The following is a 23,708-nucleotide window of genomic DNA, read 5'->3' as shown; positions in this document are numbered from 1 at the left end:
CATGGTTCCGGTCAAAGTCCTGAGCTACAACATCCGCTCGATGCGGGACGACACAGACGCGCTGGCCCGGGTCATCACCGCCTGCGAACCCGACCTCGTCCTGATCCAGGAAGCCCCCCGCTTCTTCCGCTGGCGCAAGAAACTCGCGCGGCTGGCCTCGGCCTCGGGCCTGGTCATCCTCACCGGCGGCGGCACGGCCGCGGGCCCCGCGATCCTCTGCAACCTCCGCGCCACCGTCGAGCGCACCGAGGACGTCCTGCTCCCCCTCACCCCCGGCCAGCACCGCAGGGGCTTCGCCACAGCCGTCGTCCGCTTCGGCGCCGCCCGCCTCGGTGTCCTGAGCTGTCATCTGTCCCTGCACAAGGACGAGCGCTACGACCAGGCAGGCATGCTCCTCGACCGCCTGGCCGGCCTGGGCGTGGACCACGCCGTCGCGGGCGGCGACCTGAACGAACGCCCCACCGGCCCCGCCTTCGCCCGGATCGCGGACGGCCTCCAGGACTGCTGGGCGACCAGCCCCACCGGCGGCGAACACACCTGGACCCGCACCGAACCCCACCAGCGCATCGACGCGATCTTCGCCACCAAGGGCATCGAGGTGCTCGGCTGCGGAGTCCCGCTCGATCTGCCCGGCATCACGGAGACAGACCTGAGGGCGGCCACCGACCACCTTCCGGTCCTGGCCACCCTCGGAGTTCCCGCGAGCTGATCCCGACTAGACGACGGCGCCCCGGCCGGGATCCTCGTCGTCCTCGTCGTCGGCCCGCATCCGCGTCACCAGGGTGACGAAGCCGCCCAGGAACCCGCCGATCCCGACCGTGGCCAGCCACCACGTCATCTCCCAGCCGAGCAGCACCGCGACCAGCAGCAGGACCGGACCGCCCAGCACCCCGAGCCAGGCGAACTTCGCCGTGGTGTCGGCGGCGGGCAGCGGCGGCGGCTCCGGCGGCACGAAGTGCCCCTCGTCGTCCTCCTCGAAGTCGTCCTCGGACGGCTCCGGCGCACTGTAGTCACGCGGCCCGACACCGGGCGCGAAGGAGACGGAACCGCCCAGCGGCTTCGCCGGCTTCTCGTCCTTCTTCGCCCTGGGCTCCGTCTTCTCCGCCGCCGTCGGCTCGTCGTTGGTCTCGGTCTCGAGCAGGGCGAGGTCCTCGACCGACTTGAAGGGCTTCGTGCCCGGCGGGTCCTGCGGCTCCTCGCCGTACCCGGCGACAATGGCCGCCCACGCGGCCTCCTCGTCGAACGGGACGCGCTGCTCCTCGGGCTCGTGGCCCTCGCGGTCCTCGCGGTCGGAGTCGTGCTCAGCCACGGGCGGCCGTCCCTTCACTGCCGATGCCGGTGGTGTGCCGGCCGATGAACGCGAGGCTCTCGTCGAAAATCCGCTCCGCGTCATGGTCCAACGTCGCCACGTGGTAGCTCTGTTCCAGCACGATCTCGGTCACGTCCGTGGACGACACCCGGCTCAGCACGCGCGCGGAGTCGGCCGCCGGCACCACGTGGTCCTGGGTGCTGCGCAGCACCAGCAGCGGCTGGGTGACCTGCGGCAGCTCGCCGTCGACCTGCCGGAAGAAGGTCCGCAGGGAGTGCGCCGCGTGCAGCGGCACCTTGTCGTACCCCAGCTCGACGCTGCCCTCCTTCTTGATGTCGCTGGCGATCCCGGGCGCCGTACGGACGAAGTGCCGGGCCACCGGAAGGGCGTAGGGCGCGAGGCCGTGCATGCGGTTCGCCGGGTTGACGACCACGACACCGCGCACCGCGTCCCCGTGCTTGGCGGCCAGCCTGAGGGCCAGGGTGCCGCCCATGGACAGACCGGCCACGAACACGGAGGTGCAGCGCTCGGTGAGAGCGCGCAGCTCGCGGTCCACCTCGGCGTACCAGTCCTGCCAGCCGGTGAGGGCCATGTCCTGCCAGCGCGTGCCGTGCCCCGGCAGCAGCGGCAGGGAGACCGTCAGGCCGTGCGCGGCGAGGTGCTGGGCCCAGGGCCGCAGTGACTGGGGGGAACCGGTGAAGCCGTGGCAGAGAAGGACACCGGCCTCCCCGCCCTCATGGCGGAACGGCTCGGCTCCGGGGAGGACCGGCACCTAGGTCTCCTGTTCATGAAAGAAGCGTGAGCAAGTCCAGGTGAGGTTCACCGTACGCGACCGCACTGACACCGACCAGGGCCGTCGGTCTGTTCGCCGGGGCTCCGGGTTAAGGTCTGAACGACAGACACAGGAGGCACTCGGTTGTTGTACGGCACGATGAAGGTCGCCATCGGAGGGCCGCTGAAGGTCGCCTTCAGACCCTGGGTGGAAGGCCTGGAGAACATTCCCGCCGAGGGCCCCGCCATCCTGGCGAGCAACCACCTGTCGTTCTCCGACTCGTTCTTCCTGCCCGCGGTCCTCGACCGCAAGGTCACCTTCATCGCGAAGGCCGAGTACTTCACCACGCCCGGCGTGAAGGGCCGCCTCACGGCCGCCTTCTTCAAGGGCGTCGGCCAGCTCCCGGTGGACCGCTCCGGAGCGCGCGGCGCGGGCGAGGCGGCGATCAAGAGCGGTCTCGACGTCCTGGAGCGCGGCGAGCTCTTCGGGATCTACCCCGAGGGCACGCGCTCGCCCGACGGGCGCCTCTACCGCGGCAAGCCCGGCGGCCTCGCGCGCGTGGCGCTCGCCAGCGGCGCCCCGGTGATCCCGGTCGCCATGATCGACACCGAGAAGATCCAGCCGCCCGGCAAGGTCATGCCCAAGCTGATGCGCCCGGGCATCCGTATCGGCGAGCCGCTGGACTTCAGCCGCTACCAGGGCATGGAGCACGACCGTTTCGTGCTGCGCGCGGTGACCGATGAGGTCATGTACGAGATCATGAAGCTCTCCGGCCAGGAGTACGTCGACATCTACGCGACCGCGGCCAAGCGGCAGCTCTCGGAAGCCGCCAAGGCGGAGAAGGCGGCCAAGGCCGAGAAGGCGGCCGGGGCGGCCGCCGCGAAGACCGAGCCGGCTGCCGCGACGGCCGAGAAGGACAAGCCCGGCACCTCCGCGTCCTAGGATCCTGGGACACGGCGGTCCGGGCCGGGGGTGGGGGAGATGGCCAAACAAGTACGCGTCATGCGCATGTCGGTCGAGCAGCCGCTGTGGCGTGCCCTGACCGGTTACCGGGTGCTCACCATGCTGTACGCGGTCGGCCTCTTCGCCACCGAGTACGACGAGTTCGACCGGCCCGGCATCGCCATCGCCTACTACGTCGTCCTGTGCGTCTGGACGCTCGCCACACTGCCCCGCGTCCAGAACGCGGCCGCGTGCACCAAGCGCTTCCTCGCCGTCGACCTCGTGATCGCGCTCACCGGCATCGTCCTGACCCCGTTGGTCGTCAACCAGCACCACATCGACAGCGGCGGTCCCACCCTGCCGTCGATATGGACCGCCGGTTCCGTCCTCGCCTTCGCCATCAAGGGCGGCTGGCGCTGGGCCGCGCTCGCCTCCACGCCGGTCGCCGCCGCCAACCTGATCGAGCGCGGCCACCCGGCCCGCGACACCGTCCACAACGTGATCCTCGTCTGGGTCGCCTCCATCGCCATCGGGTACGTCGTCGAGGTCGCCCGCGCCTCCGAGCGCACCCTCGCCCGCGCCCTGGAGATCGAGGCGGCGACCCGGGAGCGCGAGCGGCTGGCCCGGGACATCCACGACAGCGTCCTCCAGGTGCTCGCCATGGTGCAGCGCCGGGGCGCCGTGATCGGCGGCGAGGCGGCCGAGCTGGGCCGCATGGCCGGCGAGCAGGAGGTCGCCCTGCGCACCCTGGTCTCCGGCGGCCTGACCTCCGTGTCCCGGGTGTCGTCGGACGCGTCCCAGGGAGCGGTCGTGCACGTCGTCGACGACGAGCCGGACGGCGGGTCGGTCGACGGGTCGCTCGACCTGCGCGCCCTGCTCGCCCCCTACGCCTCGGCGAAGGTCTCCCTCGTCGAACCCGGCGCCCCCGTCCCGCTGCCCCCGCCCGCCGCGCGCGAGCTGACCGCGGCCGTGGGGGCCGCCCTCGACAACGTGCACCGGCACGCCGGTGACCGCGCGCGCGCGTGGATCCTCGTCGAGGACGAACCCGACGAGGTGATCGTGACCGTGCGGGACGACGGCCCCGGCATCCCCGAGGGCCGGCTCGCGCAGGCCGAGGGCGAGGGACGGCTCGGGGTGGCCCAGTCGATCCGGGGCCGGCTGCGCGACCTCGGCGGCAGCGCCGAGCTGATCTCGCCTCCGGGGCAGGGCACGGAGGTCGAGCTGAAGGTACCGAAGGTCTCCCGGGGGAAGGCAGGACAGCGATGAACGACAAGGACCCGATCAAGGTGATGGTGGTCGACGACCACCCCATGTGGCGCGACGCCGTCGCCCGGGACCTGGCCGAGTCCGGCCTCGACGTGGTCGCCACCGCCGGCGACGGCGACCAGGCCGTACGCCGGGCCAAGGCGGCGAACCCCGACGTACTCGTCCTCGACCTGAACCTGCCGGTGAAGCCCGGCGTCCAGGTCTGCAAGGAGCTCGTCGGCCACAACCCGGCCCTGCGTGTCCTCGTGCTGTCGGCGAGCGGCGAGCACGCCGACGTCCTGGAGGCCGTGAAGTCGGGCGCGACCGGCTATCTGCTGAAGTCGGCGTCGACGGAGGAACTCCTGGACGCGGTCCGCCGTACGGCCGTCGGCGACCCGGTCTTCACGCCGGGCCTCGCCGGCCTGGTCCTCGGCGAGTACCGCCGCCTCGCCTCCGACCCCGCGCCCGCCTCCGACCCCGACCAGCCGAAGGCCCCGCAGCTCACCGAGCGCGAGACCGAGGTGCTGCGCCTGGTCGCCAAGGGCCTGAGCTACAAGCAGATCGCCGAGCGCCTGGTGATCTCCCACCGCACGGTCCAGAACCACGTCCAGAACACCCTCGGCAAGCTGCAACTCCACAACCGGGTCGAACTCGTCCGCTACGCCATCGAACGGGGCCTCGACGACGAGTGAGACGGGCGTCACACTGACCCTTCGTCAGGCACCTGCGGCGAAGGGACCTTTCCATGCGCGTCGGAGTACTGACCGGAGGCGGCGACTGCCCCGGCCTCAACGCCGTCATCCGGGCCATAGTCCGCAAGGGCGTACAGGAGTACGGCTATGACTTCACCGGCTTCCGGGACGGCTGGCGGGGTCCACTGGAGGACGCCGTCGTGCGTCTCGACATCCCGGCCGTCCGCGGCATCCTGCCCCGCGGCGGAACCATCCTGGGCTCCTCCCGCACCAATCCGCTGAAGCAGGAGGACGGCATCCGCCGCATCCAGGAGAATCTGGCCGCGCGGGAGGTCGAGGCGCTCATAGCGATCGGCGGCGAGGACACCCTCGGTGTGGCGGCCGAGCTGTCCGACCGGCACGGTGTGCCCTGCGTCGGGGTACCGAAGACCATCGACAACGACCTCTCGGCCACCGACTACACCTTCGGCTTCGACACCGCGGTCGGCATCGCCACCGAGGCCATCGACCGGCTGCACACCACCGCCGAGTCCCACATGCGCGTCCTGGTCTGCGAGGTGATGGGCCGTCACGCCGGCTGGATCGCCCTGCACTCCGGCCTCGCGGGCGGCGCCAACGTCATCCTCATCCCCGAGCAGCGCTTCGACGTCGACCAGGTGTGCGCCTGGATCACCTCCCGGTTCAGGGCGTCGTACGCTCCGATCGTGGTCGTCGCCGAGGGTGCCGTGCCGAAGGACGGCGACATGGTGCTCAAGGACCAGTCGCTCGACTCCTTCGGCCATGTGCGGCTGTCCGGCGTCGGCGAGTGGCTGGCCAAGCAGATCGAGAAACGCACCGGCAAGGAGGCCCGCACGACCGTCCTCGGGCACATCCAGCGGGGCGGTACCCCGAGCGCCTTCGACCGCTGGCTCGCCACCCGCTTCGGACTGCACGCCATCGACGCCGTCCGCGACGGGGACTTCGGCAAGATGGTCGCCCTGCGCGGCACCGACATCGTGCGGGTGCCGATCGCGGAGGCGACCGCGCGACTGAAGACGGTGGATCCGAAGCTGTACGAGGAGGTCGGGGTCTTCTTCGGCTGAGGGCCGACCCGGCACGGTGCGGTTGTGGGCCGTATATTCGGCCCATAACCCACCAGAGGGGAAGGCGTGTCCGTGGAGATCCTGGCGTTCGGTGTGCAGGCCGACGAGCAGCCCCTGATCGAGAGCGCGTTCGCCGGGCACCACGAGGTCCGCTGCCTGGACGTCTTCCTCAACGAGGACACCGCCCCCATCGCGGCCGGCTACGAGACCGTCTCCACCAGCGTCAACGCCGAACTCGGCGCCCGCGTCCTGGAGGCCCTCGCGGCGGGCGGCACGCGGATGATCGCCCAGCGCTCCACCGGATACAACAACATCGACCTCAAGGCCGCCGAGCGCCTCGGCATGACCATCGCCCGCGTCTCGTACTACTCGCCGTACTCGGTCGCCGAGTTCGCCTGGACCCTCGCCATGGCGGTCAACCGCCGTGTCGTGCGCGCCTCCACGCGCACGCGTGACTTCGACTTCCGCCTCGACGGACTGATGGGCCGGGACATGCACGGCCGTACCGTCGGCGTCCTCGGCACCGGAAAGATCGGCGAGGCCTTCACCCGGATCGCCCACGGCTTCGGCATGCGGCTGCTCGGCTGGGACGTCGCCGAGAACCCCGCATGCCGGGAGCTCGGCATGCGGTACGTCCCGAAGGAACAGCTCCTCGCCGAGTCCGACCTGATCACCCTGCACGTCCCGCTGATGCCGGAGACCACCCACCTCCTCGACGCCGACGCCCTGAAGTCGATGAAGGACGACGCGATCCTGGTCAACTCCAGCCGCGGCGGCCTCATCGACACCGCGGCCCTCGTCACCGAACTACGCGCCGGCCGCTTCGCGGGCGTCGGCCTCGACGTGTACGAGGCGGAGGCGGGCCTGTTCTACGTCGACCGCTCGCTGGAGGCCATCGAGGACGACACCCTGGCCCGCCTGGTCACCTTCCCCAACGTCCTGGTCACCTCCCACCAGGCCTACTACACCGAGGACGCCGTCGGCCAGATCATCGACGCCACGGTGCGGAACGTCCTCGACTACGAGGCGGGCCGCCGCTCCGAGAACGTACTGGTGCCCCGTAGCTGAGCCACCAGCTCCCGTACGACCGAGGCGCCGTTCAGCGTCAGGACCGACTCCGGGTGGAACTGCACGCCGGCGAAGCCCGGCCCGCGCAGGGCGTGGACCTCGTGGGTGCCGCTCCGGCTCACCTCGATGCCGTGCGCGGCCAGCTCCCGGGCGGCCTCGTCGTCGCAGTGCGCCACGAAGCTGTTGTAGAAGCCGACGGTCTCCGCCCGCCCGAACAGGTCGACGGTCGTCTGCGCCCCCTGGTACGGCACCTCCTTGCGGACGATCCCGAGCCCCAGCTCGGCCGCGATCAGCTCGTGCCCGAGGCAGACGCCGAGCACGCCGTGCCGGTGGCCGCGGAGGACGTCGGCGGTCAGGTCGCGCAGGAACCGCATCTTGGGATCGTCGAGGTCGGAGGGGTCACCGGGACCGGGGCCGAGCACGACCGGGCCCTCGTGGGCGAGCACGGCGTCCCTGAGGCCCGGTTCGTCGTAGCGCCGGACCGTTACCTTCAGCCCGCCCGAACGCAGCACGTGCGCGAGCATCGACGTGAAGGTGTCCTCGCCGTCGACCACGAGAGCGTGCCCTTCGAGGTCGTCCGACCGCTCCTGCATCCGCAGCCAGAAGGGGGCGAGTCCGGCGCGCCGCCCGTCGAGCGCGGCACGCACGCGTGGGTCGTCGGCGAGGCTCACGCGCGCGTGCTCCGCACGGGGCCGGGACGGCCGTACGCCGAGCGCGGCCAGCACCCCCGCCGCCTTCGCGTGGGTCTCCGCGACCTCGCTCGCCGGGTCCGAACCGCGCACGAGCGTCGCGCCGACCGGCACCTTGAGATGTCCCCCGGCGGAGATGTCCGCCGTGCGGATGAGGATGGGGGAGTCCAGGGTCTGCGCCCCGCCGGAGTCCCGGCCGAGCAGCGCCAGCGCGCCCGCGTAGTACCCGCGCCCGCCGACCTCGTGCCGCTCGATGACCCGGCAGGCGTTCTGCACGGGCGAGCCGGTGACGGTCGCCGCGAACATGGTCTCCTTGAGCACTTCCCGCACGTCCAGCGAGGACCTGCCGCGCAGTTCGTACTCGGTGTGCGCGAGGTGCGCCATCTCCTTCAGCCGCGGCCCGACCACGACCCCGCCCATGTCGCCGACGGTGCACATCATCTTGAGCTCCTCGTCGACGACCATCGACAGCTCCTCGATCTCCTTGCCGTCGGCGAGGAAGCCGAGCAGGTGCTCCGGGGTGGGGCCCTCGGCCGGATAGCGGTACGTGCCGCTGATCGGGTTCATGACGACGGTCCCGCCGGTCATCCGGACGTGCACCTCGGGGCTCGCGCCGACCAGGGTGCGCTCGCCGGTGTGGACGAGGAAGGTCCAGTAGGCGCCCCGCTCGCCCACCAGGAGCCGCCGGAACAGCGCGAGGGCGTCCGCGCGGGAGAATCCCGGGATCTGGCCCTGGTACGTGCGCCGGATCACGAAGTTGGCGCCCTCGCCGCGCCCGATCTCCTCGTGCAGCACGCGCCCGACGATCCGGGCGTACTCCTCGTCGGGGACGTCGAAGCCGCCGTTGACGACGCGGACGTCGTGCGCGGGGAGCTGGTCGAGGGCCTCCCGCAGGGACAGCGAGCCGCTCTCCTCGGGCGTCAGCACCGTGAGCGGGGTCCCGTCGTCCCGTACGTCGAAGCCGCGCTCGCGGATCTGGCGGAAGGGGACGAGCGCGAGGCCCTCGTCGGGCAGGTCGGCGAGACGGTCGTAGTCCCTGACCGGGCCGACGAGCAGCTCGACGGTGTTCTCGTCGTGGCCGGGGGTGCGGCGGCGGATCAGTGCGAACGGGCGGTCGTCACCCGTCAGGCGTGTCAGGTCCATGGTTCCTCAGCTCTCGATGAGTCAGTGACTCGATGTCGGTGAGGAACGACCCCGGAAACGCCGAAGGCCGCCCCTCGGGCGGCCTTCGCGAAGTCTTGCGTGCGCGCAGTCAGTGGGCCGCCGGATGAGCGGTCCACCACCAGTTCTGGGTCGAGTGCGCGAACATGGGCCGCACCCTACCCCATGTCCGCGGAGTGTTTCCGGTGTCTCACTTGCTGGGCACGGCGCTGATGCCCCGACCCGACCCCTTAGGGTTGACGTCGTGACCGTGAACGCTAAGACCAGCGCCGGCGCTGGCAACACCTGGCGAGACCTGCCCGCGGCGCAGCAGCCCGAGTACCCCGACACCGAGGCTCTGCGCGCAGTGATCGCGGACCTCGAGTCGTATCCGCCGCTCGTCTTCGCGGGCGAGTGCGACCAGCTGCGCGCCCGGATGGCGGCCGTCGCCAAGGGAGAGGCGTTCCTCCTCCAGGGCGGCGACTGCGCCGAGGCCTTCGACGCCGTGTCCGCGGACCACATCCGCAACAAGCTCAAGACCCTGCTCCAGATGGGCGCCGTGCTGACGTACGCCGCCTCGGTGCCGGTCGTGAAGGTCGGCCGGATCGCCGGCCAGTACTCCAAGCCGCGCTCCAAGGGCACCGAGACCCGTGACGGCGTGACGCTGCCGACCTACCGGGGCGACTCGGTCAACGGCTTCGAGTTCAACGAGAAGGCCCGCGTCCCGGACCCCGAGCGCCTGAAGCGGATGTACAACGCCTCCGCGTCCACGCTCAACCTGGTGCGCGCCTTCACCACCGGCGGCTACGCCGACCTGCGCCAGGTGCACGCCTGGAACCAGGACTTCGTGAAGTCGTCCCCCTCCGGCCAGCGCTACGAGCAGCTCGCCCGGGAGATCGACCAGGCGCTGAACTTCATGCGGGCCTGCGGGACCGACCCGGAGGAGTTCAAGACCGTCGAGTTCTACTCCTCGCACGAGGCGCTGCTGCTCGACTACGAGTCGGCGCTCACCCGCGTGGACTCGCGCACCGGCCGGCTGTACGACGTCTCCGCGCACATGGTGTGGATCGGTGAGCGCACCCGGCAGCTCGACCACGCGCACATCGAGTTCGCCTCGCAGATCCGCAACCCGATCGGCATCAAGCTCGGCCCGACGACCACGGCCGAGGAGGCGTTGCAGTACATCGAGCGCCTGGACCCCGACCGGGAGCCCGGCCGGCTGACCTTCATCGTGCGCATGGGCGCCGACAAGGTCCGCGACAAGCTGCCCGAGCTGGTCGAGAAGGTCACCGCCTCCGGTGCCACCGTGGCCTGGGTGACCGACCCGATGCACGGCAACACCTTCGAGGCGGCCTCCGGCCACAAGACCCGCCGCTTCGACGACGTGCTCGACGAGGTCAAGGGCTTCTTCGAGGTCCACAAGGGCCTCGGCACCCACCCGGGCGGCATCCACGTCGAGCTCACCGGTGACGACGTCACCGAGTGCGTGGGCGGCGGCGACGAGATCTTCGTCGACGATCTGCACCAGCGCTACGAGACGGCCTGCGACCCGCGGCTCAACCGCAGCCAGTCGCTCGACCTGGCGTTCCTCGTCGCGGAGATGTACAGGGACCAGTGACGGGGGCACCTGTTACCAGCATGTGAATGGGGCGCGGATCACATACGATCCGCGCCCCGCTCCACTTTTGCGGCTCCTGAGCGCCGGGTAAGGTTAGGTTAGCCTCACCGATCAACGGGACGGCAACACTGATCAGCCCCTCGGGAGGTGAGTCGCGTGTACATCTGCAGTTGCTTCGGCGTCACCGAGCAGCAGGTCAAGCAGCACGCGGCGAACGGCGCCTGCACCCCCCGCCAGATAGCCTCCGCCTGCAAGGCGGGCACCGACTGCGGTTCCTGCGTACGGCGCATCCAGGCCCTCCTGGGCCGCGGGGCGTGCCCCCGGGGTGAACTCACCGGGCAGGCCAAGCCCGCCCTCGCCGCGCTGGACGAGGCCGCCTAGCTCTCCGGCTGCTCGATCAGCTGCGCGATGTAGAGCGCCTCGCCGAGCTTCTCCAGCAGTTCCAGCTGGGTGTCGAGATAGTCGATGTGGTGCTCCTCGTCCTCGAGGATCGACTCGAAGATGTTCGCCGAGGTGATGTCCCCCTTGGTGCGCATCACCTCGATCCCGCGCTTGAGGCGGTCGATGGCCTCGACCTCGATCTGCCGGTCGGCCTCGAACATCTCCCTGACGGTCTGGCCCACCCGCACGTGGAACAGCCGCTGGTAGTTCGGCAGCCCCTCCAGGAAGAGGATCCGGTCGGTGAGCACCTCGGCGTGCTTCATCTCGTCGAACGACTCGTGCCGCGTGTACTTCGCGAGCTTCGTCCAGCCGAAGTTCTCCTGCATCTTCGCGTGCAGGAAGTACTGGTTGATCGCGGTGAGCTCGCCCGTGAGCTGCTCGTTGAGGAATTCGATGACCTCGGGGTCGCCCTGCATCGCAGAGGCTCCTTCCAACCGTGGGGAACTGGCAGGCTGCGCCGCATCCTCGCACCGGCGAAGAAGATCGTCCAGTAAGTCTTCACTTAGTAAGTAAGGGCATGCTTAGTCCGGTTTGGTATGTGTTGGGCGTCCCTTGGTCGGGTGCATCGCCTCGGGTCTGTCAGGATGGAAGGCATGGGTCAGCCGGTGGAGCGGGAGAGTGGAGAGGCGGCGCACACCGAGCTTCCGCCGGGGCAGCGACTACAGCGCGGCTGGCCCGTCACGCACTACGGCCCGGTCCCCAAGTTCCGGCCCGAGCGCTGGGAGTTCCGGGTCTTCGGCGCCACCGCGGACGACGAGAAGCACTGCTGGAGCCACGAGGAGTTCACGGCCCTGCCGTACACCACCGTCGTGGGCGACCTGCACTGTGTGACGAAGTTCAGCATGCTCGGCGCCGAGTGGGGCGGCATCCCGGCCCGCACCATCCTGGAGATCGCCCCGCCCGCGCCGACGGTCACCCATGTGATGGTGTGGGCCGAGTACGGCTTCAGTTCCAACCTGCGGCTCGCGGACTTCGCTTCCGAGCGCACCATCTTCGCCACCCACAAGGACGGGGAGCTGCTGACCGCCGAGCACGGGTTCCCGCTCCGGCTGGTCGTCCCCCATCTGTACGCCTGGAAGGGGCCCAAATGGGTCCGTGGCGTGGAGTACATGACCGCCGACCGGCGCGGTTTCTGGGAGGAGCGCGGCTACCACAACGTCGGCGACCCCTGGAAGGAACAGCGCTACTCGTACCAGGAGGAGCCGGGGGACGGCCCCGAGCTGTGAAGCTCAGTGGGCGTGGTGCTGGTGGACCACGGCATGTCCCTTGCCGCGGCCGATCATCCACTTGTTGACCGGCACGGTGACGACGAAGGCGACGGCCAGTGAGATCGCCAGTGACACCCAGAACAGCAGATCGGCCAGTTCCGCGTCCATGGCGTTCGGCCACAGGACGATCACGCCGTTGTCGATCAGCTCCATCACGGCGATGGACAGGGTGTCGGCGGCCAGCGCCACCCGCAGCGCGGCCCGGAAGTCCAGGCCGGCCCTCAGGGCCCCGCGCAAGGTGAGGGAGTAGCCGAAGAAGAAGGCCAGGACGACGGCCAGTACGGTCGTGGCCAGGTTGCTCCAGCCCAGCGCGGTGCCGATGACCATGCCGAGCACCTCGCCGATGGCACAGCCGGTGAGGCAGTGGAGGGTGGCCTGGACGGCGACGGACCATCCGTGCGACTGGTGCTGCATGAGTGCCCCCAAGGTCAGGTGACGGTTCCTGTGTCCAGCAGGAACCGTATACCCCCCAGGGGTATTCCCACCCTCTGGCGCGTTATCCGTCCCGGAGTTTCTTCAGGCGCTCCACGTCCGCCGCGTGGCCCTCCTTGCCGCCGGGCGTCTCGATGATCAGGGGGACTCCCGCGGTGGCGGGATGGGTCATCAGGGCCCGGAACGGGTCCTCGCCGATGTGGCCGGAGCCGATGTTCTCGTGACGGTCCTTGTGGGCGCCGACCACGTCCTTGGAGTCGTTGGCGTGGATCAGCTTCAGCCGGCCCTCGCCGACCGTGTCCACCAGCAGGTCCAGCGTCTGGTGCATACCGCTCGGTCCCGTCAGGTCGTGGCCGGCGGCGAAGATGTGGCAGGTGTCCAGGCAGACGCCCAGCTTCGGGTGGGCGTCCAGGGCCTCGAAGTACGGGCCGAAGTCCCAGGTCCGTGAGCAGAGCGAGAAGCCCTGGCCGGCCGTGGACTCCAGGAGCAGGTACGGGTCGTCGTCGTGGGTGAGCTCGTCGAGGAGCGGCAGCAGGTGCTCGCGCACCTGCTTCAGGGCCACGGAACGGTCCCGGCCGCCTGTCGCGCTGCCGGTGTGCACGACGACACCGAGCGCGCCGATCTCGCGTCCGCGGCGGAGGGAGTGCCGCAGCGAGTCGACCGACCTCGCCACGGTCGCCTCGGTGTGCGAGCCGAAGTTGATCAGGTACGGCGCGTGGACGTACGCCGGGATTCCCTCGTCGGCACACGCCTGGCGGAACGCCTCGTCCTGCTTCGGGTTTCCCGCGGGGGTGGCCCAGCCGCGTGGGTTGGCGACGAAGACCTGCACGGTCTCGGCGTTCAGGTCACGGGCGTAGGAGAGCCCCACGGAGTCCAGGCCGCCGGCCACGGGGACGTGGCCGCCGACGGGGTTGCGCTGTGATGTCACCGGTCAAGGGTGCCATTGCCTGCGGCGCCGGGGTGGCGGCGGGTGCCATTGCCTGCGGCGCCGGGGTGGTGGCGGGTGCGGGTTCGGTGGGGGCGGGCGTTGTGCGCAGTTCCCCGCGCCCCTGGATGCCTGCGGCGGCCCGTGCCGGCTTCGGTGGGGGCTGTGAGCGCGGCGGATGCGGGTTCCGCGCCGTACGCGGCTGACGGTCCGTCGGGGCGGGCGTTCACTGCCACTCCCCAGGGGCGCGGGGAACTGCGCGACCGGCCCCCACCGGACCCGCACACGCCTCACAACCGAACCCCGCACCCCCGCCGCGTGTGCGTCAGCGGATGGTGATCGTGATGGTCGAACCCTTGGGGGCCGTGTCCCCGCCCTTCACCGACTGCTTCTTCACCGTGTCGCCGAACAGGCCCAGCAGACCGCGGTCCTCGTCGACCTGGAAGCCCGCGCTCTCCAGCGCGGCCCTCGCGTCGTCCACGCTGTCGCCCGTGACGTCCGGGACCTCGATCATCTCGGGACCCTTGGAGATCGTCAGCGTGACGGTGTCGCCTTCGGCCGCCTGGCTGTCGGGAGCAAGACTCTGCTTGGCGACCTGGCCCGCGTCGTACTCGGAGTTGACCCGGGCGGTGGCGACCTTGACCTTCAGCCCGGCCTCCGTCAGGTCGGCCCTGGCGTCGGAAAGGTCCTCGCCGGTGACGTCCGGGACGTCGACGGGGGCGCCCTTGCTGACGGTGAACGCGACGGCCGAGCCGGCGCGCAGCGTGGTGCCGCCCTCGGGGTCGGTGCTGATCACGAACCCCTTGGGGACCTCCTCGCTGAACTCCCGGGTGGCCATGCCCGGCTCCAGCCCCTCCTCCTTCAGCCGGGCTCTGGCCTTGCTCAGCACCCACCCGTCCACGTCGGGCACCTTCACCGTCCGCGGGCCCTTGGAGACGGTGATCGACACGGAGTCGTTGTTCCGGATGCGGGCGCCGACGTCCGGGTCCGTGCTGATGACGGTGCCGCGCTTCACGGTGTCGCTGTAGGCGTAGGTGACCTTGCCGGTCTCCAGACCGGCCTGGTCCAGCCGGTCCCTGGCCTGGGCCTCCGTCTTCGCCAGCAGGGCCGGGACCTGGGTGAACTGGCCGGAGTTGATGTACCAGACGCCCGCTCCGAGTCCGAGGGCCAGCAGGACCGCGGCGACGATCAGCAGCGGGCCGCGCCGGGAGCCGCCGGAGGAGCGGCCGCGCCGGGGCGGCGGGGGCGCGGGGCTCTCCAGGACGCTGGTGCGGTGGTACCCCCGCTCGGGCTCGTCCTCGTTGACCGGCAGCGGCTGCGGCACCGTCAGAGTGCGCGGGATCACGCTCGTCCGGTTCTCGGCGCCCGCGTACTCCGCTGTGAGCGCCTGCGGCGGCATCGCGTCCAGTTGGTCGGCGGTCAGCCTGCTGTATGCCTCGCGGGTCTGCGCGAGCAGCGCCACGGCGTCGTACGGGCGCAGGTCCGGCGTGCGGGCGGTGGCGGAGGCGACCAGCTCGTCCAGTTCGTACGGCAGGCCCGGGACCACCGCCGAGGGGGGCGGGACGTCCTCGTGGAGGTGCTTGTAGAGGACTATCGCGGGGGAGTCGCCCTCGTGCGGCTGGCTGCCGGTCAGCATCTCGTACAGCACGACACCGCACGCGTACACGTCGACGCGGGCGTCGGCGGCGCCCGGCTGCTCGACCTGCTCGGGGGAGAGGTAGGACACGGTGCCGAGGACGGCCCCGGTGCTGCTGGTCACGTTGTCGACCGACCGCACCAGACCGAAGTCGGCGACCTTCACCCGGCCGTCGTCGCCGATCAGGACGTTCTCCGGCTTCATGTCGCGGTGCACGAAGCCGGCACGGTGCGCGGCGCCGAGCGCGGCGAGCACCGGCTCCAGGATGTCCAGGGCGGCGCGCGGCTGGAGCGCCCCGCGCTCGCGCAGCACGTCGCGCAGGGTGCAGCCGGCGACGTACTCCATGGCGAGGTACACGTACGACCCGTCGGTGCCCTGGTCGAAGACCTGCACGACGTTGGGGTGGGCGAGCCGGGCGACGGACTTGGCCTCCCGGATGAACCGCTCGACGAAGGTGCCGTCCGCCGCCAGCGCGGGGTGCATCACCTTGAGTGCGAGCACGCGGTCCAGACGGGTGTCCAGGGCCCGGTAGACCGTGGCCATGCCGCCGACCGCGATCCGCGCGTCCACGCGATAGCGGTCGTCGAGCACCTGCCCGACCAGCGGGTCCTGAAGCGTCGTATCCACGCAGGCGAGTGTACGAGCCGTGGCTGACAGTCCCTCCGGTTCGGCGGATCTGGCGGCGGTACTGCAGCTGACCTGTGACGGAGGTCGCACCTGCCCGTGTCCCAAGTCGAACGCGTGTTCAGAATGCTGGGCGTTCCGGATCCAGTACGGCCCTGCCCTCCACGGGGGACGACGCCTCGGCGAAATGCCGCCGCGGGATCCGCCCCGCCCGGTACGCCAGCCGCCCCGCCTCCACCCCGTGCCGCATCGCGTGCGCCATCAGCTCCGGCTCCTGCGCCCGGGTCACCGCCGAGGCGAGCATCACACCCGCGCAGCCCAGTTCCATCGCCAGGGCCGCGTCCGAGGCCGTGCCCGCCCCCGCGTCCAGGATCACCGGCACGCGCGCGTGCTCGACGATCAGCTGGAAGTTGTGCGGGTTGCGGATGCCGAGGCCCGAGCCGATCGGTGAGCCCAGCGGCATGATCGCCGCGCAGCCCACGTCCTCCAGCTTCCGGGCCAGCACCGGGTCGTCGTTCGTGTACGGCAGCACGGTGAAACCGTCGTCCACCAGCGTCTCCGCCGCGTCCAGCAGCTCGACGGGGTCCGGCAGAAGCGTGCGCTCGTCGGCGATGACCTCCAGCTTGACCAGGTCGGTGCCGAGCGCCTCGCGCGCGAGACGGGCCGTCAGGACGGCCTCCCCGGCGGTGAAGCAGCCCGCGGTGTTGGGGAGCACCCGGATGCCGAGCCTCTCCAGCACGGACAGCACCGAGCCGTGCACCGAGGGGTTCACGCGCCGCATCGCGACCGTCGTCAGCTCGGTGCCGGAGGCGACCAGCGCCCGCTCCAGGACGTCCAGGCTGGGCGCCCCGCCCGTGCCCATGATCAGCCGGGACGAGAAGGGCGTACCGCCGATGACGAAGGGATCGTCGGCCATGGGTCAGCCTCCTTGGACGGCGGTGAGGACTTCCACGCGGTCTCCCTCGGCGAGGGACGTCGAGGGCCACTCGGCGCGCGGGACGACGGTCTCGTTGAGCGCGGCGGCCACCCCGGAGGGCGCCGGCGTCAGCGTGCGTACGACGGTGTCGAGAGCCGTGCCGGGAGCGAACTCCCGCGGCTCCCCGTTGACGGAGATGTTCATGCTGGCTGCTCCACGGACTCCAGGAAACGCCTCGGGGTGAACGGGCGGGCCACCTCCGGCAGTTCACCGGTGGTCAGCGCGTGCGCCAGCGCGTCCCCGGTGACCGGCGTCAGCAGCACGCCGTTGCGGTAGTGCCCGGTGGCCAGCAGGAGGCCGGGCAGCTCCGTCGGGCCGAGCAGCGGGGCGTTGTCCGGGGAGCCCGGGCGCAGTCCCGCGCGGGTCTCCGTCAGCGGCAGTTCGGTGATGCCGGGGACGAGTTCGTGCGCGTCCCGCAACAGCTCGTACACCCCGCCCGCGGTCACCGTGGTGTCCCAGCCCAGCTCCTCGCTGGTCGCGCCGATCACCAGCTCACCGCTCTCGCGCGGCACCAGGTAGACCTGGCTGCCGCGCACCACCGCCCGCACGGTACGGCTCAGGAAGGGCGCGTGGCGCGGCGGCACGGTCAGGCGCAGCACCTGCCCCTTCACGGGCCGCACGGGCGGCAGGAGGGCCTCGGGGACCCCTTCCAGGCGGCCGCTGAGGCTTCCGGCGGCGAGCACCACCTGGTCCGCCGCCAGTTCCTCGCCGTCGGTCGTGACGGCCCCGGCCGCCCGGTCCCGCACCACCTGGAGGGACCGGGCCCATGCCCGGTGGAACACCACGCCGGCGCGCTCGCACGCGGCCAGCAACGCGCGCGTGAGGCGGCGCGGATCGATCTGGTGGTCTCCGTCCACCCGCAGCCCGCCCCGCACCCCTGGCGCGAGCATCGGTTCCAGGCGCCGGCACTCCCGGCCCGACAGCCACTCCGACTCCAGCCCCGACTGCCGCTGGAGGGCGTGCAGTTCGCGCAGGTGGGCGCGGTCGTCGGCGTCCAGAGCCACGGCGAGCGTGCCGCACCGCCGGTAACCGAGGTCGTGTCCGGTCAGCTCGGTGAGCTCGGCCGCGAAGTCGGGATACCGGGCGGCGGAGGCGAGGTTCAGGCCCAGCAGGGTCTGCTCGCCGTAGTGCAGTTCGGTGACCGCGGCCAGCATCCCGGCGGCCACCTGGGCGGCCCCGCCGCCCGGTTCGGGGTCCACGACGGCGGTGGCGAACCCGCGCTGCGCGGCCCGCCAGGCCGTGACCAGGCCGATGATGCCGCCCCCGATGACGAGGACGTCTGACGTACGTGAGGACATGGGCGTCCAGCCCCTCCCTTCGCCGGCATGACCCGGATCAGGTTCGTACGGTCGGAGGCCGCCAGCCTCCCTCTCAGCCCGGTGCGTCCGGGCTCCCGCGAGTGCTCTACGTTGGCCACCCTAGCCCGTGCCCGTGCGCCTCTGTAAGGGAGCCTTCCACCATGCCCCGCTCACTCGACGGTCTCGTCCTCGCCCCGGTGGCCGATCAGGCCCCGGGCCAGGTGGGTACGCGGACCCGGTTCGCCTACCACGAGAAGGACGGGGAGATCTGGGCCGAGTACGCGGGCGGCGACGTCGTCCGCGGGCATCTCGTCGGCACGCGCGCGGGGGACCGTCTCGACTTCCGGTACGTCCAGCTCAAGCAGGACGGGACGACCTCCTCCGGGCACTGCGTCTCGACGGTGGTGGAGCTCCCCGACGGCCGGGTGCGGCTGGAGGAGACGTGGGAGTGGGAGTCGCAGCCGGGCAGCGGGACGAGCGTTGTGGAGCAGGTCACTGCGCACGACTCCTGACTGACTGATTGTCAGCTGGCTATGGTGATCAAATGAGCGAGCGGACGCAGGCGCAACGGCGGGTGGTCGTGGTCGGCGCGGGCATGGCGGGGGTCCAGACCGCGGTCGCCCTGCGCGAACAGGGCTTCACGGGCACCGTCACCTTGATCGGCGCGGAACCCCATCAGCCCTACGACCGGCCGCCGCTCTCCAAGGCCGTACTGCTGGGCAAGGCCGAGGGCTCCGCCTTCGACGTCGACTTCGAGGCTCTCGGCATCGAACTGCTGCTCGGCCGCGAGGTGCTGGGCGTCCGCCCCGAGGTGCACGAACTGGACACCGAGGCCGGGCCCTTCCCGTATGACGTCCTGGTCCTCGCCACCGGTGCCGAACCGATCCGGCTGCCCGGCACGGAGGGTGTGCCGGGCGTGCACGTGCTGCGCACCCTGGACGACGCCGAGCGACTGCGCCCGGTGCTCGCCCGGCAGCACGACATCGTGGTCGTCGGGGCGGGCTGGATCGGCGCCGAGTTCGCCACCGCCGCGCGCGAGGCGGGTTGCGCGGTGACGGTCGTGGAGGCCGCCGACCGGCCCCTCGCGGGCGCGCTCCCCGCCGAGGTGGCCGCGCCGATGACCTCCTGGTACGCCGACGCGGGCGCCGAGCTGCGCACCCGCGCGCGCGTGCAGCGTGTCGAGCCGGGCGCGGTCGTCCTGGACGACGGCTCCCGGGTGGCCGCGGGCGCGGTCGTGGTCGGTATCGGCGCCCGGCCGGCCACGGGCTGGCTGGCCGGTTCGGGCATCGAGCTCGGCGCCCACGGAGAGGTCGTCGCCGACGACCGTCTGCGCACCTCCGCTCCGGACGTCTACGCCGTCGGCGACTGCGCCTCCTTCCCCTCGGGGAGGTACGGCGAGCGCCTGCTCGTGCACCACTGGGACAACGCCCTCCAGGGCCCCCGCACGGTGGCCGCCGACATCGTCGGCGAGACGCCCACGGTGTACGACCCGGTGCCGTACTTCTGGTCCGAGCAGTTCGGCCGCTTCGTCCAGTACGCGGGCCACCACGCGTCCGCCGACACCACCCTGTGGCGCGGCGAACCGTCCGGCCCGGCCTGGACGGTCTGCTGGCTGCGGGAGAACCGCCTGGTGGCCCTGCTGGCGGTGGGCCGCCCCCGCGACCTGGCCCAGGGCCGCCGCCTCATCGAGGCCGGCACGGAGATGGACCCGGAGCTGCTGGCGGACCCGGCGAGGCCCCTGAAGGCAGCGACGGCGTAAGGGGGCGGCGCGGGCCACGGGCTCCGCCGAGAGCCGCCGCCCTGCGCCTGCCGGCGCCGGCAGGCCGGGAGCTGCCCTGGTTCGGGCACGTGGGTGGTTGTGCGGGCTGCGGGCGGGTGGCTGGACCCGCCTGCCGCATCCGGCTTGGGACTGGTTGTGGGGGCGGGACCGTGTGGTCCTGGGGGGCGGTCTTTGCCGGGTCCTGAGGGGGCGCGGGTGGCGGCGTGGCCGACGGGTGGATGACCGGGGCCGCCTGCCGGGCTTGGCCGGAGGCCTTGTGGTCCGGGGCCCGTCCGGATTCGGCCGCCGGGCCTGTGGGTGGGGGGTGGGGGTTTGACCCGGTTCCGGCGACCCGTGCTCCGAGTCCTGTGGGGCGGGAGCTGTCTGGTTTCGTCCACAAGGGCCCGACTGGACCGGTGAGCGGGGTCCGGCCGGGATCTGCCTGCTCCCGGCGGCGAGGGCCGACCCGACCCCGACGGCCGGATCCGCCTGGTTCCGTGGCTTCCGTGCCCGGTGACCACGCCCCGTTCCCCCGGTGAGGCGCCCCGGCTTCCGACTGTCAGTGCGGGATGGCACGCTTAATCCCGTGACCGAGATTGACGCAAAGATCGATGCTCTCGTCCCCGCCTGGCTCACCCTCCCCGACATCGCAGAGATGCTCGACGTCGAGGTGACGCGTGTGCGGCAGCTGGTCAAGGAGGGCCAGCTCATCGCCGTACGCCGTGGTGAGAACCGCGCGCTGCACGTCCCCGCCGCCTTCATCGACGGGGCCGAGCAGAAGGTCGTCAAGGGCCTGGTCGGGACCCTGACGCTCCTGAGGGACGACGGCTTCACCGACGAAGAGATGCTGGAGTGGCTCTTCACGCCCGACGACAGCCTGCCCGGCACCCCCGCGCAGGCCCTGAGCGAGAATCGCGGCACGGAGGTGAAGCGCCGGGCCCAGGCGCTCGCCGTCTGATCCGAACCACACCGGCGTACGGGCCGTGACCGCCCAGGCCGCGGCCACGGTCGGGCACGGCCCGTACGCCACCGACCCCGGGGGAGACTCACGCATGCCCGACACCGCCCGCACCCAGCTCGCCGACGCCCGCCTCTACCTGTGCACGGACGCCCGCAGGCGCCAGGGCGACCTCGCCGAGTTCCTGGACGCGGTCCTGGCCGGCGGTGTCGACATCGTGCAGTTGCGGGACAAGGGCATGGAGGCGGCGGAGGAGCTGGAGCACCTCCAGGTCCTCGCCGACGCCTGCGCCCGGCACGGCAGGCTCCTCGCGGTCAACGACCGGGCGGACGTCGCCCACGCGGCCGCCGCCGACGTACTGCACCTGGGTCAGGGGGACCTGCCCGTGCCCGCCGCCCGCGCGATCCTCGGCGACGACATCCTCATAGGCCGGTCCACCCACGCCGAGGAGGAGGCGTCCGCGGCCGCCGTGCAGGACGGCGTGGACTACTTCTGCACCGGCCCCTGCTGGCCGACCCCCACCAAGCCGGGCCGGCACGCCCCCGGCCTCGACCTGGTCCGCCACACCGCCGCGCTCGGCACCGACCGCCCCTGGTTCGCCATCGGCGGCATCGACCTCGGCAACCTCGACGAGGTCCTGGAGGCGGGCGCCCGCCGGGTCGTCGTCGTCCGGGCGATCACCGAGGCGGACGATCCGGGCGCGGCCGCCGCGGAGTTCGCGAAGCGGCTGCGTGACACGCGGTGACGGGCCGCCGCCGGCCGGTCGCATGATCGGCCCGGTGTCCGAGGGGTGGACAACAAGTCGACAAACCGGGCAAATTTCCCTGATCTGGTTGGGTGACCGCTGCCCCCTGGCTAACCTGCCGGTATGGCCCTAGGAACCGCATCCACCAGGACTGACCGCGCACGCACCGTGCGGGACATGCTCGCCGCGGGCAAGACGACGTACTCCTTCGAGTTCTCGGCGCCCAAGACCCCCAAGGGCGAGCGGAACCTGTGGAGCGCGCTCCGGAGGGTCGAGGCGGTCGCCCCGGACTTCGTCTCCGTCACCTACGGCGCCGGCGGTTCCACCCGCGCGGGCACCGTCAAGGAGACCCAGCAGATCGTCGCGGACACCACCCTGACCCCGGTCGCCCACCTCACCGCGGTCAACCACTCCATCGCGGAACTGCGCAACATCATCGGCCAGTACGCCGACGCGGGGATCCGCAACATGCTGGCCGTGCGCGGCGATCCGCCCGGCGACCCCATGGGCGACTGGCTGGCCCATCCGCAGGGCCTGACCTACGCCGCCGAACTCGTCCGGCTCATCAAGGAGTCGGGCGACTTCTGTGTCGGTGTCGCCGCCTTCCCGGAGATGCACCCGCGCTCCGCCGACTGGGACACCGACGTCGCGCACTTCGTCGACAAGTGCCGGGCCGGCGCCGACTACGCCATCACCCAGATGTTCTTCCAGCCGGAGTCCTATCTGCGGCTGCGTGACCGAGTCCACGCGGCCGGCTGCGAGACCCCCGTCATCCCCGAGGTCATGCCCGTGACCAGCGTGCGGATGCTGGAGCGGCTCCCGCAGCTCAGCAACGCGAACATCCCCTCCGTCCTGAAAGAGCGGATCCTCACAGCAAAGGACGATCCGGCCGCTGTACGCTCGATCGGAATCGAGTTCGCCACGGAGTTCTGCGCACGGCTGCTGTCCGAGGGAGTGCCCGGACTGCACTTCATCACGCTCAACAACTCCACGGCGACGCTGGAAATCTACGAAAACCTGGGTCTGCACCATTCACCGCAGGCCTAGACCGGCCGCACTGATATACGACACACTGCGTAGCGGTCACTGGGAGAGGGGCGTACATGGGCTGGACGGTCCTCTACATCGCGTTCGGATTCGTCGCGCTGTGGCTGCTCGGCGAGGTGCTGCTGCAGTACAAGGCGCGACTGCGCTGGCGGCTGCTCGCCTTCGTCGGCTTCCTCGGCGTGGTCCTCGGCGTGCTGATCCCGTCGGTGATCGTCATCGGTCTGGGCGCGATCGCCTTCGCCGTCGGCCAGACCTACGTCACCCTGTCGTTCCGCCGTGGCTTCGAGCAGGGCTGGGCGGTCAACCCGCCTGCCGCTCTGGGCAGTCTGACCGGCGGCAAGAAGGGCCGCAGGGAACGCGGCCGCGAGGAGCCCGCCCTGGAGGTCTCCGGCCTGGAGGCGGGTGACGCGGCCTACGGGGACGAGTCCGGCTACGACCGGGTCCGGCCGGACACCGCCGGCTTCGGCCACGAGGACGACTACGACCGCGACGACGTCTTCACGCCGACGCGCTCCGGCGCTCCGACCGCCGCCGAGACGACCGCGGTCTACGAGCCGCAGCCTCTGCCCGACGACACCGGCTCGTACGGCGTCTACAACGACTCCGGCTACGCCGCCGACCCGTCCTACGCGTCCGCGGGCCAGGCCCAGGACCAGTACGCGACGGCCGCCGCCGACCAGACCTACGGCTACGACGGCTACACCGGCTACGACCAGCAGCAGTACGGCTACGACCCGGCCGGACAGCAGCAGTACGCCGCCTACTCCGACCCGTACATCGGCACCCAGACCTACGGCGCGGGGTCGTACGACGGCTCGTACGGAGGCCAGCAGCAGTTCGTCCAGCAGGGCTACGACCAGTACGGCGGGACGTACGGCGGCGAGACCCCGGCCGGCGGGGTGTGGGTGCCGCAGCAGCGCACCGACGAGACCTACGGCGGCGAACTCCCGCAGGAGCAGCAGTACTACCAGGAGAACGGCGGCCAGGGGCAGCAGAACCAGGGCCACGGGTACGACGAGCAGTACCGCTTCTGACGCTGGGC

The 23,708-nt window shown here is 71.4% G+C and carries 26 protein-coding genes and 1 riboswitch; of the genes, 15 read left to right on the top strand and 11 right to left on the bottom strand.

Annotation, left to right across the window (positions count from 1 at the left end; translation table 11 throughout):
- Position 1 precedes the first annotated feature (1 nt).
- Positions 2-709: an endonuclease/exonuclease/phosphatase family protein gene (locus tag ACIQJT_RS14490; RefSeq protein ID WP_365451286.1), complete on the top strand. Its 708-nt coding sequence runs from the start codon at positions 2-4 to the stop codon at positions 707-709.
- Positions 710-715: 6 nt separating this feature from the next.
- Here the strand turns inward: ACIQJT_RS14490 and ACIQJT_RS14485 are convergent, their stop codons facing one another.
- Together ACIQJT_RS14485 and ACIQJT_RS14480 are read right to left on the bottom strand one after the other, a co-directional pair.
- Entirely contained in the window at positions 716-1,309 is a 594-nt protein-coding gene (locus tag ACIQJT_RS14485; protein ID WP_365451288.1) for a hypothetical protein, read from the bottom strand.
- Positions 1,302-2,081 (bottom strand): carboxylesterase, encoded by a 780-nt coding sequence (locus ACIQJT_RS14480; protein WP_053849306.1) that lies wholly within the window; start codon positions 2,079-2,081, stop codon positions 1,302-1,304. Before ACIQJT_RS14480 ends, ACIQJT_RS14485 begins: the two co-directional genes overlap by 8 nt.
- Before the next feature lie 159 nt (positions 2,082-2,240).
- Between ACIQJT_RS14480 and ACIQJT_RS14475 the strand changes: the two genes are divergently transcribed.
- The 5 genes from ACIQJT_RS14475 to ACIQJT_RS14455 all read left to right on the top strand — a co-directional run bounded on the left by ACIQJT_RS14475 (position 2,241) and on the right by ACIQJT_RS14455 (position 7,110).
- The gene (locus ACIQJT_RS14475) at positions 2,241-3,023 is read left to right on the top strand and encodes a lysophospholipid acyltransferase family protein (RefSeq protein WP_402643709.1); all 783 of its coding nucleotides are present in this window, start codon (positions 2,241-2,243) and stop codon (positions 3,021-3,023) included.
- A 39-nt stretch (positions 3,024-3,062) separates the two neighbouring features.
- Positions 3,063-4,289 carry a MacS family sensor histidine kinase gene (gene macS / locus ACIQJT_RS14470; protein WP_402643268.1) on the top strand — a complete coding sequence of 409 codons (1,227 nt, stop codon included), beginning with the start codon at positions 3,063-3,065 and terminating at the stop codon, positions 4,287-4,289.
- The gene (locus tag ACIQJT_RS14465; protein ID WP_365451294.1) at positions 4,286-4,960 is read left to right on the top strand and encodes a response regulator transcription factor; all 675 of its coding nucleotides are present in this window, start codon (positions 4,286-4,288) and stop codon (positions 4,958-4,960) included. The genes macS and ACIQJT_RS14465 overlap by 4 nt, the downstream gene beginning before the upstream one ends.
- A gap of 53 nt (positions 4,961-5,013) precedes the next feature.
- Positions 5,014-6,042 carry a 6-phosphofructokinase gene (locus ACIQJT_RS14460; RefSeq protein WP_365451296.1) on the top strand — a complete coding sequence of 343 codons (1,029 nt, stop codon included), beginning with the start codon at positions 5,014-5,016 and terminating at the stop codon, positions 6,040-6,042.
- A 72-nt stretch (positions 6,043-6,114) separates the two neighbouring features.
- On the top strand, positions 6,115-7,110 hold the full coding sequence (locus ACIQJT_RS14455; RefSeq protein WP_402643706.1) for a 2-hydroxyacid dehydrogenase: 996 nt from the start codon (positions 6,115-6,117) through the stop codon (positions 7,108-7,110).
- On the opposite strand, the gene ACIQJT_RS14450 is transcribed toward ACIQJT_RS14455, so the two are convergent.
- Complete coding sequence (locus ACIQJT_RS14450) at positions 7,062-8,942, bottom strand: anthranilate synthase family protein (RefSeq protein ID WP_402643265.1); 1,881 nt, start codon at positions 8,940-8,942, stop codon at positions 7,062-7,064. The genes ACIQJT_RS14455 and ACIQJT_RS14450 overlap by 49 nt on opposite strands.
- A 109-nt stretch (positions 8,943-9,051) precedes the next feature.
- On the bottom strand, positions 9,052-9,108 hold the full coding sequence (locus tag ACIQJT_RS14445; protein WP_071528813.1) for a trp operon leader peptide: 57 nt from the start codon (positions 9,106-9,108) through the stop codon (positions 9,052-9,054).
- A 96-nt stretch (positions 9,109-9,204) separates the two neighbouring features.
- Here ACIQJT_RS14445 and ACIQJT_RS14440 point away from each other — a divergent pair, with 96 nt between their 5' ends.
- Both ACIQJT_RS14440 and ACIQJT_RS14435 read left to right on the top strand, forming a co-directional pair.
- Positions 9,205-10,557: a class II 3-deoxy-7-phosphoheptulonate synthase gene (locus ACIQJT_RS14440; protein ID WP_365451300.1), complete on the top strand. Its 1,353-nt coding sequence runs from the start codon at positions 9,205-9,207 to the stop codon at positions 10,555-10,557.
- 147 nt (positions 10,558-10,704) lie between these two features.
- Positions 10,705-10,938, top strand: coding sequence for a bacterioferritin-associated ferredoxin (locus ACIQJT_RS14435; RefSeq protein ID WP_402643262.1), 234 nt, complete (start codon positions 10,705-10,707; stop codon positions 10,936-10,938).
- On the opposite strand, the gene bfr is transcribed toward ACIQJT_RS14435, so the two are convergent.
- On the bottom strand, positions 10,935-11,414 hold the full coding sequence (gene bfr / locus ACIQJT_RS14430) for a bacterioferritin (RefSeq protein WP_365451304.1): 480 nt from the start codon (positions 11,412-11,414) through the stop codon (positions 10,935-10,937). The genes ACIQJT_RS14435 and bfr overlap by 4 nt on opposite strands.
- A gap of 177 nt (positions 11,415-11,591) precedes the next feature.
- Here bfr and ACIQJT_RS14425 point away from each other — a divergent pair, with 177 nt between their 5' ends.
- Complete coding sequence (locus ACIQJT_RS14425) at positions 11,592-12,224, top strand: sulfite oxidase-like oxidoreductase (protein ID WP_365451306.1); 633 nt, start codon at positions 11,592-11,594, stop codon at positions 12,222-12,224.
- Positions 12,225-12,227: 3 nt separating this feature from the next.
- On the opposite strand, the gene ACIQJT_RS14420 is transcribed toward ACIQJT_RS14425, so the two are convergent.
- The 6 genes from ACIQJT_RS14420 to thiO form a co-directional block, all read right to left on the bottom strand.
- Positions 12,228-12,680 carry a DUF4396 domain-containing protein gene (locus ACIQJT_RS14420; RefSeq protein ID WP_365451308.1) on the bottom strand — a complete coding sequence of 151 codons (453 nt, stop codon included), beginning with the start codon at positions 12,678-12,680 and terminating at the stop codon, positions 12,228-12,230.
- A gap of 82 nt (positions 12,681-12,762) precedes the next feature.
- Complete coding sequence (locus tag ACIQJT_RS14415; protein WP_365451310.1) at positions 12,763-13,626, bottom strand: deoxyribonuclease IV; 864 nt, start codon at positions 13,624-13,626, stop codon at positions 12,763-12,765.
- 322 nt (positions 13,627-13,948) lie between these two features.
- Entirely contained in the window at positions 13,949-15,886 is a 1,938-nt protein-coding gene (gene pknB / locus ACIQJT_RS14410; RefSeq protein WP_402643258.1) for a Stk1 family PASTA domain-containing Ser/Thr kinase, read from the bottom strand.
- Positions 15,887-16,004: 118 nt separating this feature from the next.
- Entirely contained in the window at positions 16,005-16,799 is a 795-nt protein-coding gene (locus ACIQJT_RS14405) for a thiazole synthase (RefSeq protein WP_365451314.1), read from the bottom strand.
- Positions 16,800-16,802: 3 nt separating this feature from the next.
- Positions 16,803-17,003, bottom strand: coding sequence for a sulfur carrier protein ThiS (thiS, locus tag ACIQJT_RS14400; RefSeq protein WP_365451316.1), 201 nt, complete (start codon positions 17,001-17,003; stop codon positions 16,803-16,805).
- Positions 17,000-18,157 (bottom strand): glycine oxidase ThiO, encoded by a 1,158-nt coding sequence (gene thiO, locus ACIQJT_RS14395; RefSeq protein ID WP_402643254.1) that lies wholly within the window; start codon positions 18,155-18,157, stop codon positions 17,000-17,002. The genes thiS and thiO overlap by 4 nt, the downstream gene beginning before the upstream one ends.
- Positions 18,155-18,266: riboswitch (TPP riboswitch) on the bottom strand. It overlaps the preceding gene by 3 nt.
- 52 nt (positions 18,267-18,318) lie before the next feature.
- Here thiO and ACIQJT_RS14390 point away from each other — a divergent pair.
- The 6 genes from ACIQJT_RS14390 to ACIQJT_RS14365 all read left to right on the top strand — a co-directional run bounded on the left by ACIQJT_RS14390 (position 18,319) and on the right by ACIQJT_RS14365 (position 23,700).
- Positions 18,319-18,669: a hypothetical protein gene (locus ACIQJT_RS14390; protein WP_280851999.1), complete on the top strand. Its 351-nt coding sequence runs from the start codon at positions 18,319-18,321 to the stop codon at positions 18,667-18,669.
- A 32-nt stretch (positions 18,670-18,701) separates the two neighbouring features.
- The gene (locus tag ACIQJT_RS14385; RefSeq protein WP_402643250.1) at positions 18,702-19,916 is read left to right on the top strand and encodes an NAD(P)/FAD-dependent oxidoreductase; all 1,215 of its coding nucleotides are present in this window, start codon (positions 18,702-18,704) and stop codon (positions 19,914-19,916) included.
- 586 nt (positions 19,917-20,502) lie between these two features.
- A complete protein-coding gene (locus tag ACIQJT_RS14380) occupies positions 20,503-20,874 on the top strand; it encodes an Rv2175c family DNA-binding protein (protein WP_037719469.1) in 372 nt (123 codons plus the stop codon).
- 94 nt (positions 20,875-20,968) lie between these two features.
- On the top strand, positions 20,969-21,619 hold the full coding sequence (gene thiE / locus ACIQJT_RS14375; protein ID WP_402643247.1) for a thiamine phosphate synthase: 651 nt from the start codon (positions 20,969-20,971) through the stop codon (positions 21,617-21,619).
- A gap of 123 nt (positions 21,620-21,742) precedes the next feature.
- Positions 21,743-22,666 (top strand): methylenetetrahydrofolate reductase [NAD(P)H], encoded by a 924-nt coding sequence (gene metF / locus ACIQJT_RS14370; RefSeq protein WP_053846835.1) that lies wholly within the window; start codon positions 21,743-21,745, stop codon positions 22,664-22,666.
- A gap of 56 nt (positions 22,667-22,722) precedes the next feature.
- Positions 22,723-23,700, top strand: coding sequence for a hypothetical protein (locus ACIQJT_RS14365; protein WP_402643243.1), 978 nt, complete (start codon positions 22,723-22,725; stop codon positions 23,698-23,700).
- The last annotated feature ends 8 nt before the right edge of the window (positions 23,701-23,708 follow it).

This window comes from Streptomyces sp. NPDC091972 (assembly GCF_044756385.1).
In the GTDB taxonomy this organism is placed as follows: Bacteria; Actinomycetota; Actinomycetes; order Streptomycetales; family Streptomycetaceae; genus Streptomyces.
This window is presented reverse-complemented; position numbering and strand designations above follow the sequence as displayed.

What these genes read in the sequence shown, in the direction of transcription:
- ACIQJT_RS14490 (WP_365451286.1), top strand. Translation starts at nt 2, where the DNA reads ATGGTTCCGGTCAAAGTCCTGAGCTACAACATCCGCTCGATGCGGGAC.
- ACIQJT_RS14475 (WP_402643709.1), top strand. Translation starts at nt 2,241, where the DNA reads ATGAAGGTCGCCATCGGAGGGCCGCTGAAGGTCGCCTTCAGACCCTGG.
- macS (WP_402643268.1), top strand. Translation starts at nt 3,063, where the DNA reads ATGGCCAAACAAGTACGCGTCATGCGCATGTCGGTCGAGCAGCCGCTG.
- ACIQJT_RS14465 (WP_365451294.1), top strand. Translation starts at nt 4,286, where the DNA reads ATGAACGACAAGGACCCGATCAAGGTGATGGTGGTCGACGACCACCCC.
- ACIQJT_RS14460 (WP_365451296.1), top strand. Translation starts at nt 5,014, where the DNA reads ATGCGCGTCGGAGTACTGACCGGAGGCGGCGACTGCCCCGGCCTCAAC.
- ACIQJT_RS14450 (WP_402643265.1), bottom strand. Translation starts at nt 8,942, where the DNA reads ATGGACCTGACACGCCTGACGGGTGACGACCGCCCGTTCGCACTGATC.
- bfr (WP_365451304.1), bottom strand. Translation starts at nt 11,414, where the DNA reads ATGCAGGGCGACCCCGAGGTCATCGAATTCCTCAACGAGCAGCTCACG.
- ACIQJT_RS14425 (WP_365451306.1), top strand. Translation starts at nt 11,592, where the DNA reads ATGGGTCAGCCGGTGGAGCGGGAGAGTGGAGAGGCGGCGCACACCGAG.
- ACIQJT_RS14420 (WP_365451308.1), bottom strand. Translation starts at nt 12,680, where the DNA reads ATGCAGCACCAGTCGCACGGATGGTCCGTCGCCGTCCAGGCCACCCTC.
- ACIQJT_RS14405 (WP_365451314.1), bottom strand. Translation starts at nt 16,799, where the DNA reads ATGGCCGACGATCCCTTCGTCATCGGCGGTACGCCCTTCTCGTCCCGG.
- thiS (WP_365451316.1), bottom strand. Translation starts at nt 17,003, where the DNA reads ATGAACATCTCCGTCAACGGGGAGCCGCGGGAGTTCGCTCCCGGCACG.
- thiO (WP_402643254.1), bottom strand. Translation starts at nt 18,157, where the DNA reads ATGTCCTCACGTACGTCAGACGTCCTCGTCATCGGGGGCGGCATCATC.
- ACIQJT_RS14390 (WP_280851999.1), top strand. Translation starts at nt 18,319, where the DNA reads ATGCCCCGCTCACTCGACGGTCTCGTCCTCGCCCCGGTGGCCGATCAG.
- ACIQJT_RS14385 (WP_402643250.1), top strand. Translation starts at nt 18,702, where the DNA reads ATGAGCGAGCGGACGCAGGCGCAACGGCGGGTGGTCGTGGTCGGCGCG.
- thiE (WP_402643247.1), top strand. Translation starts at nt 20,969, where the DNA reads ATGCCCGACACCGCCCGCACCCAGCTCGCCGACGCCCGCCTCTACCTG.
- metF (WP_053846835.1), top strand. Translation starts at nt 21,743, where the DNA reads ATGGCCCTAGGAACCGCATCCACCAGGACTGACCGCGCACGCACCGTG.
- ACIQJT_RS14365 (WP_402643243.1), top strand. Translation starts at nt 22,723, where the DNA reads ATGGGCTGGACGGTCCTCTACATCGCGTTCGGATTCGTCGCGCTGTGG.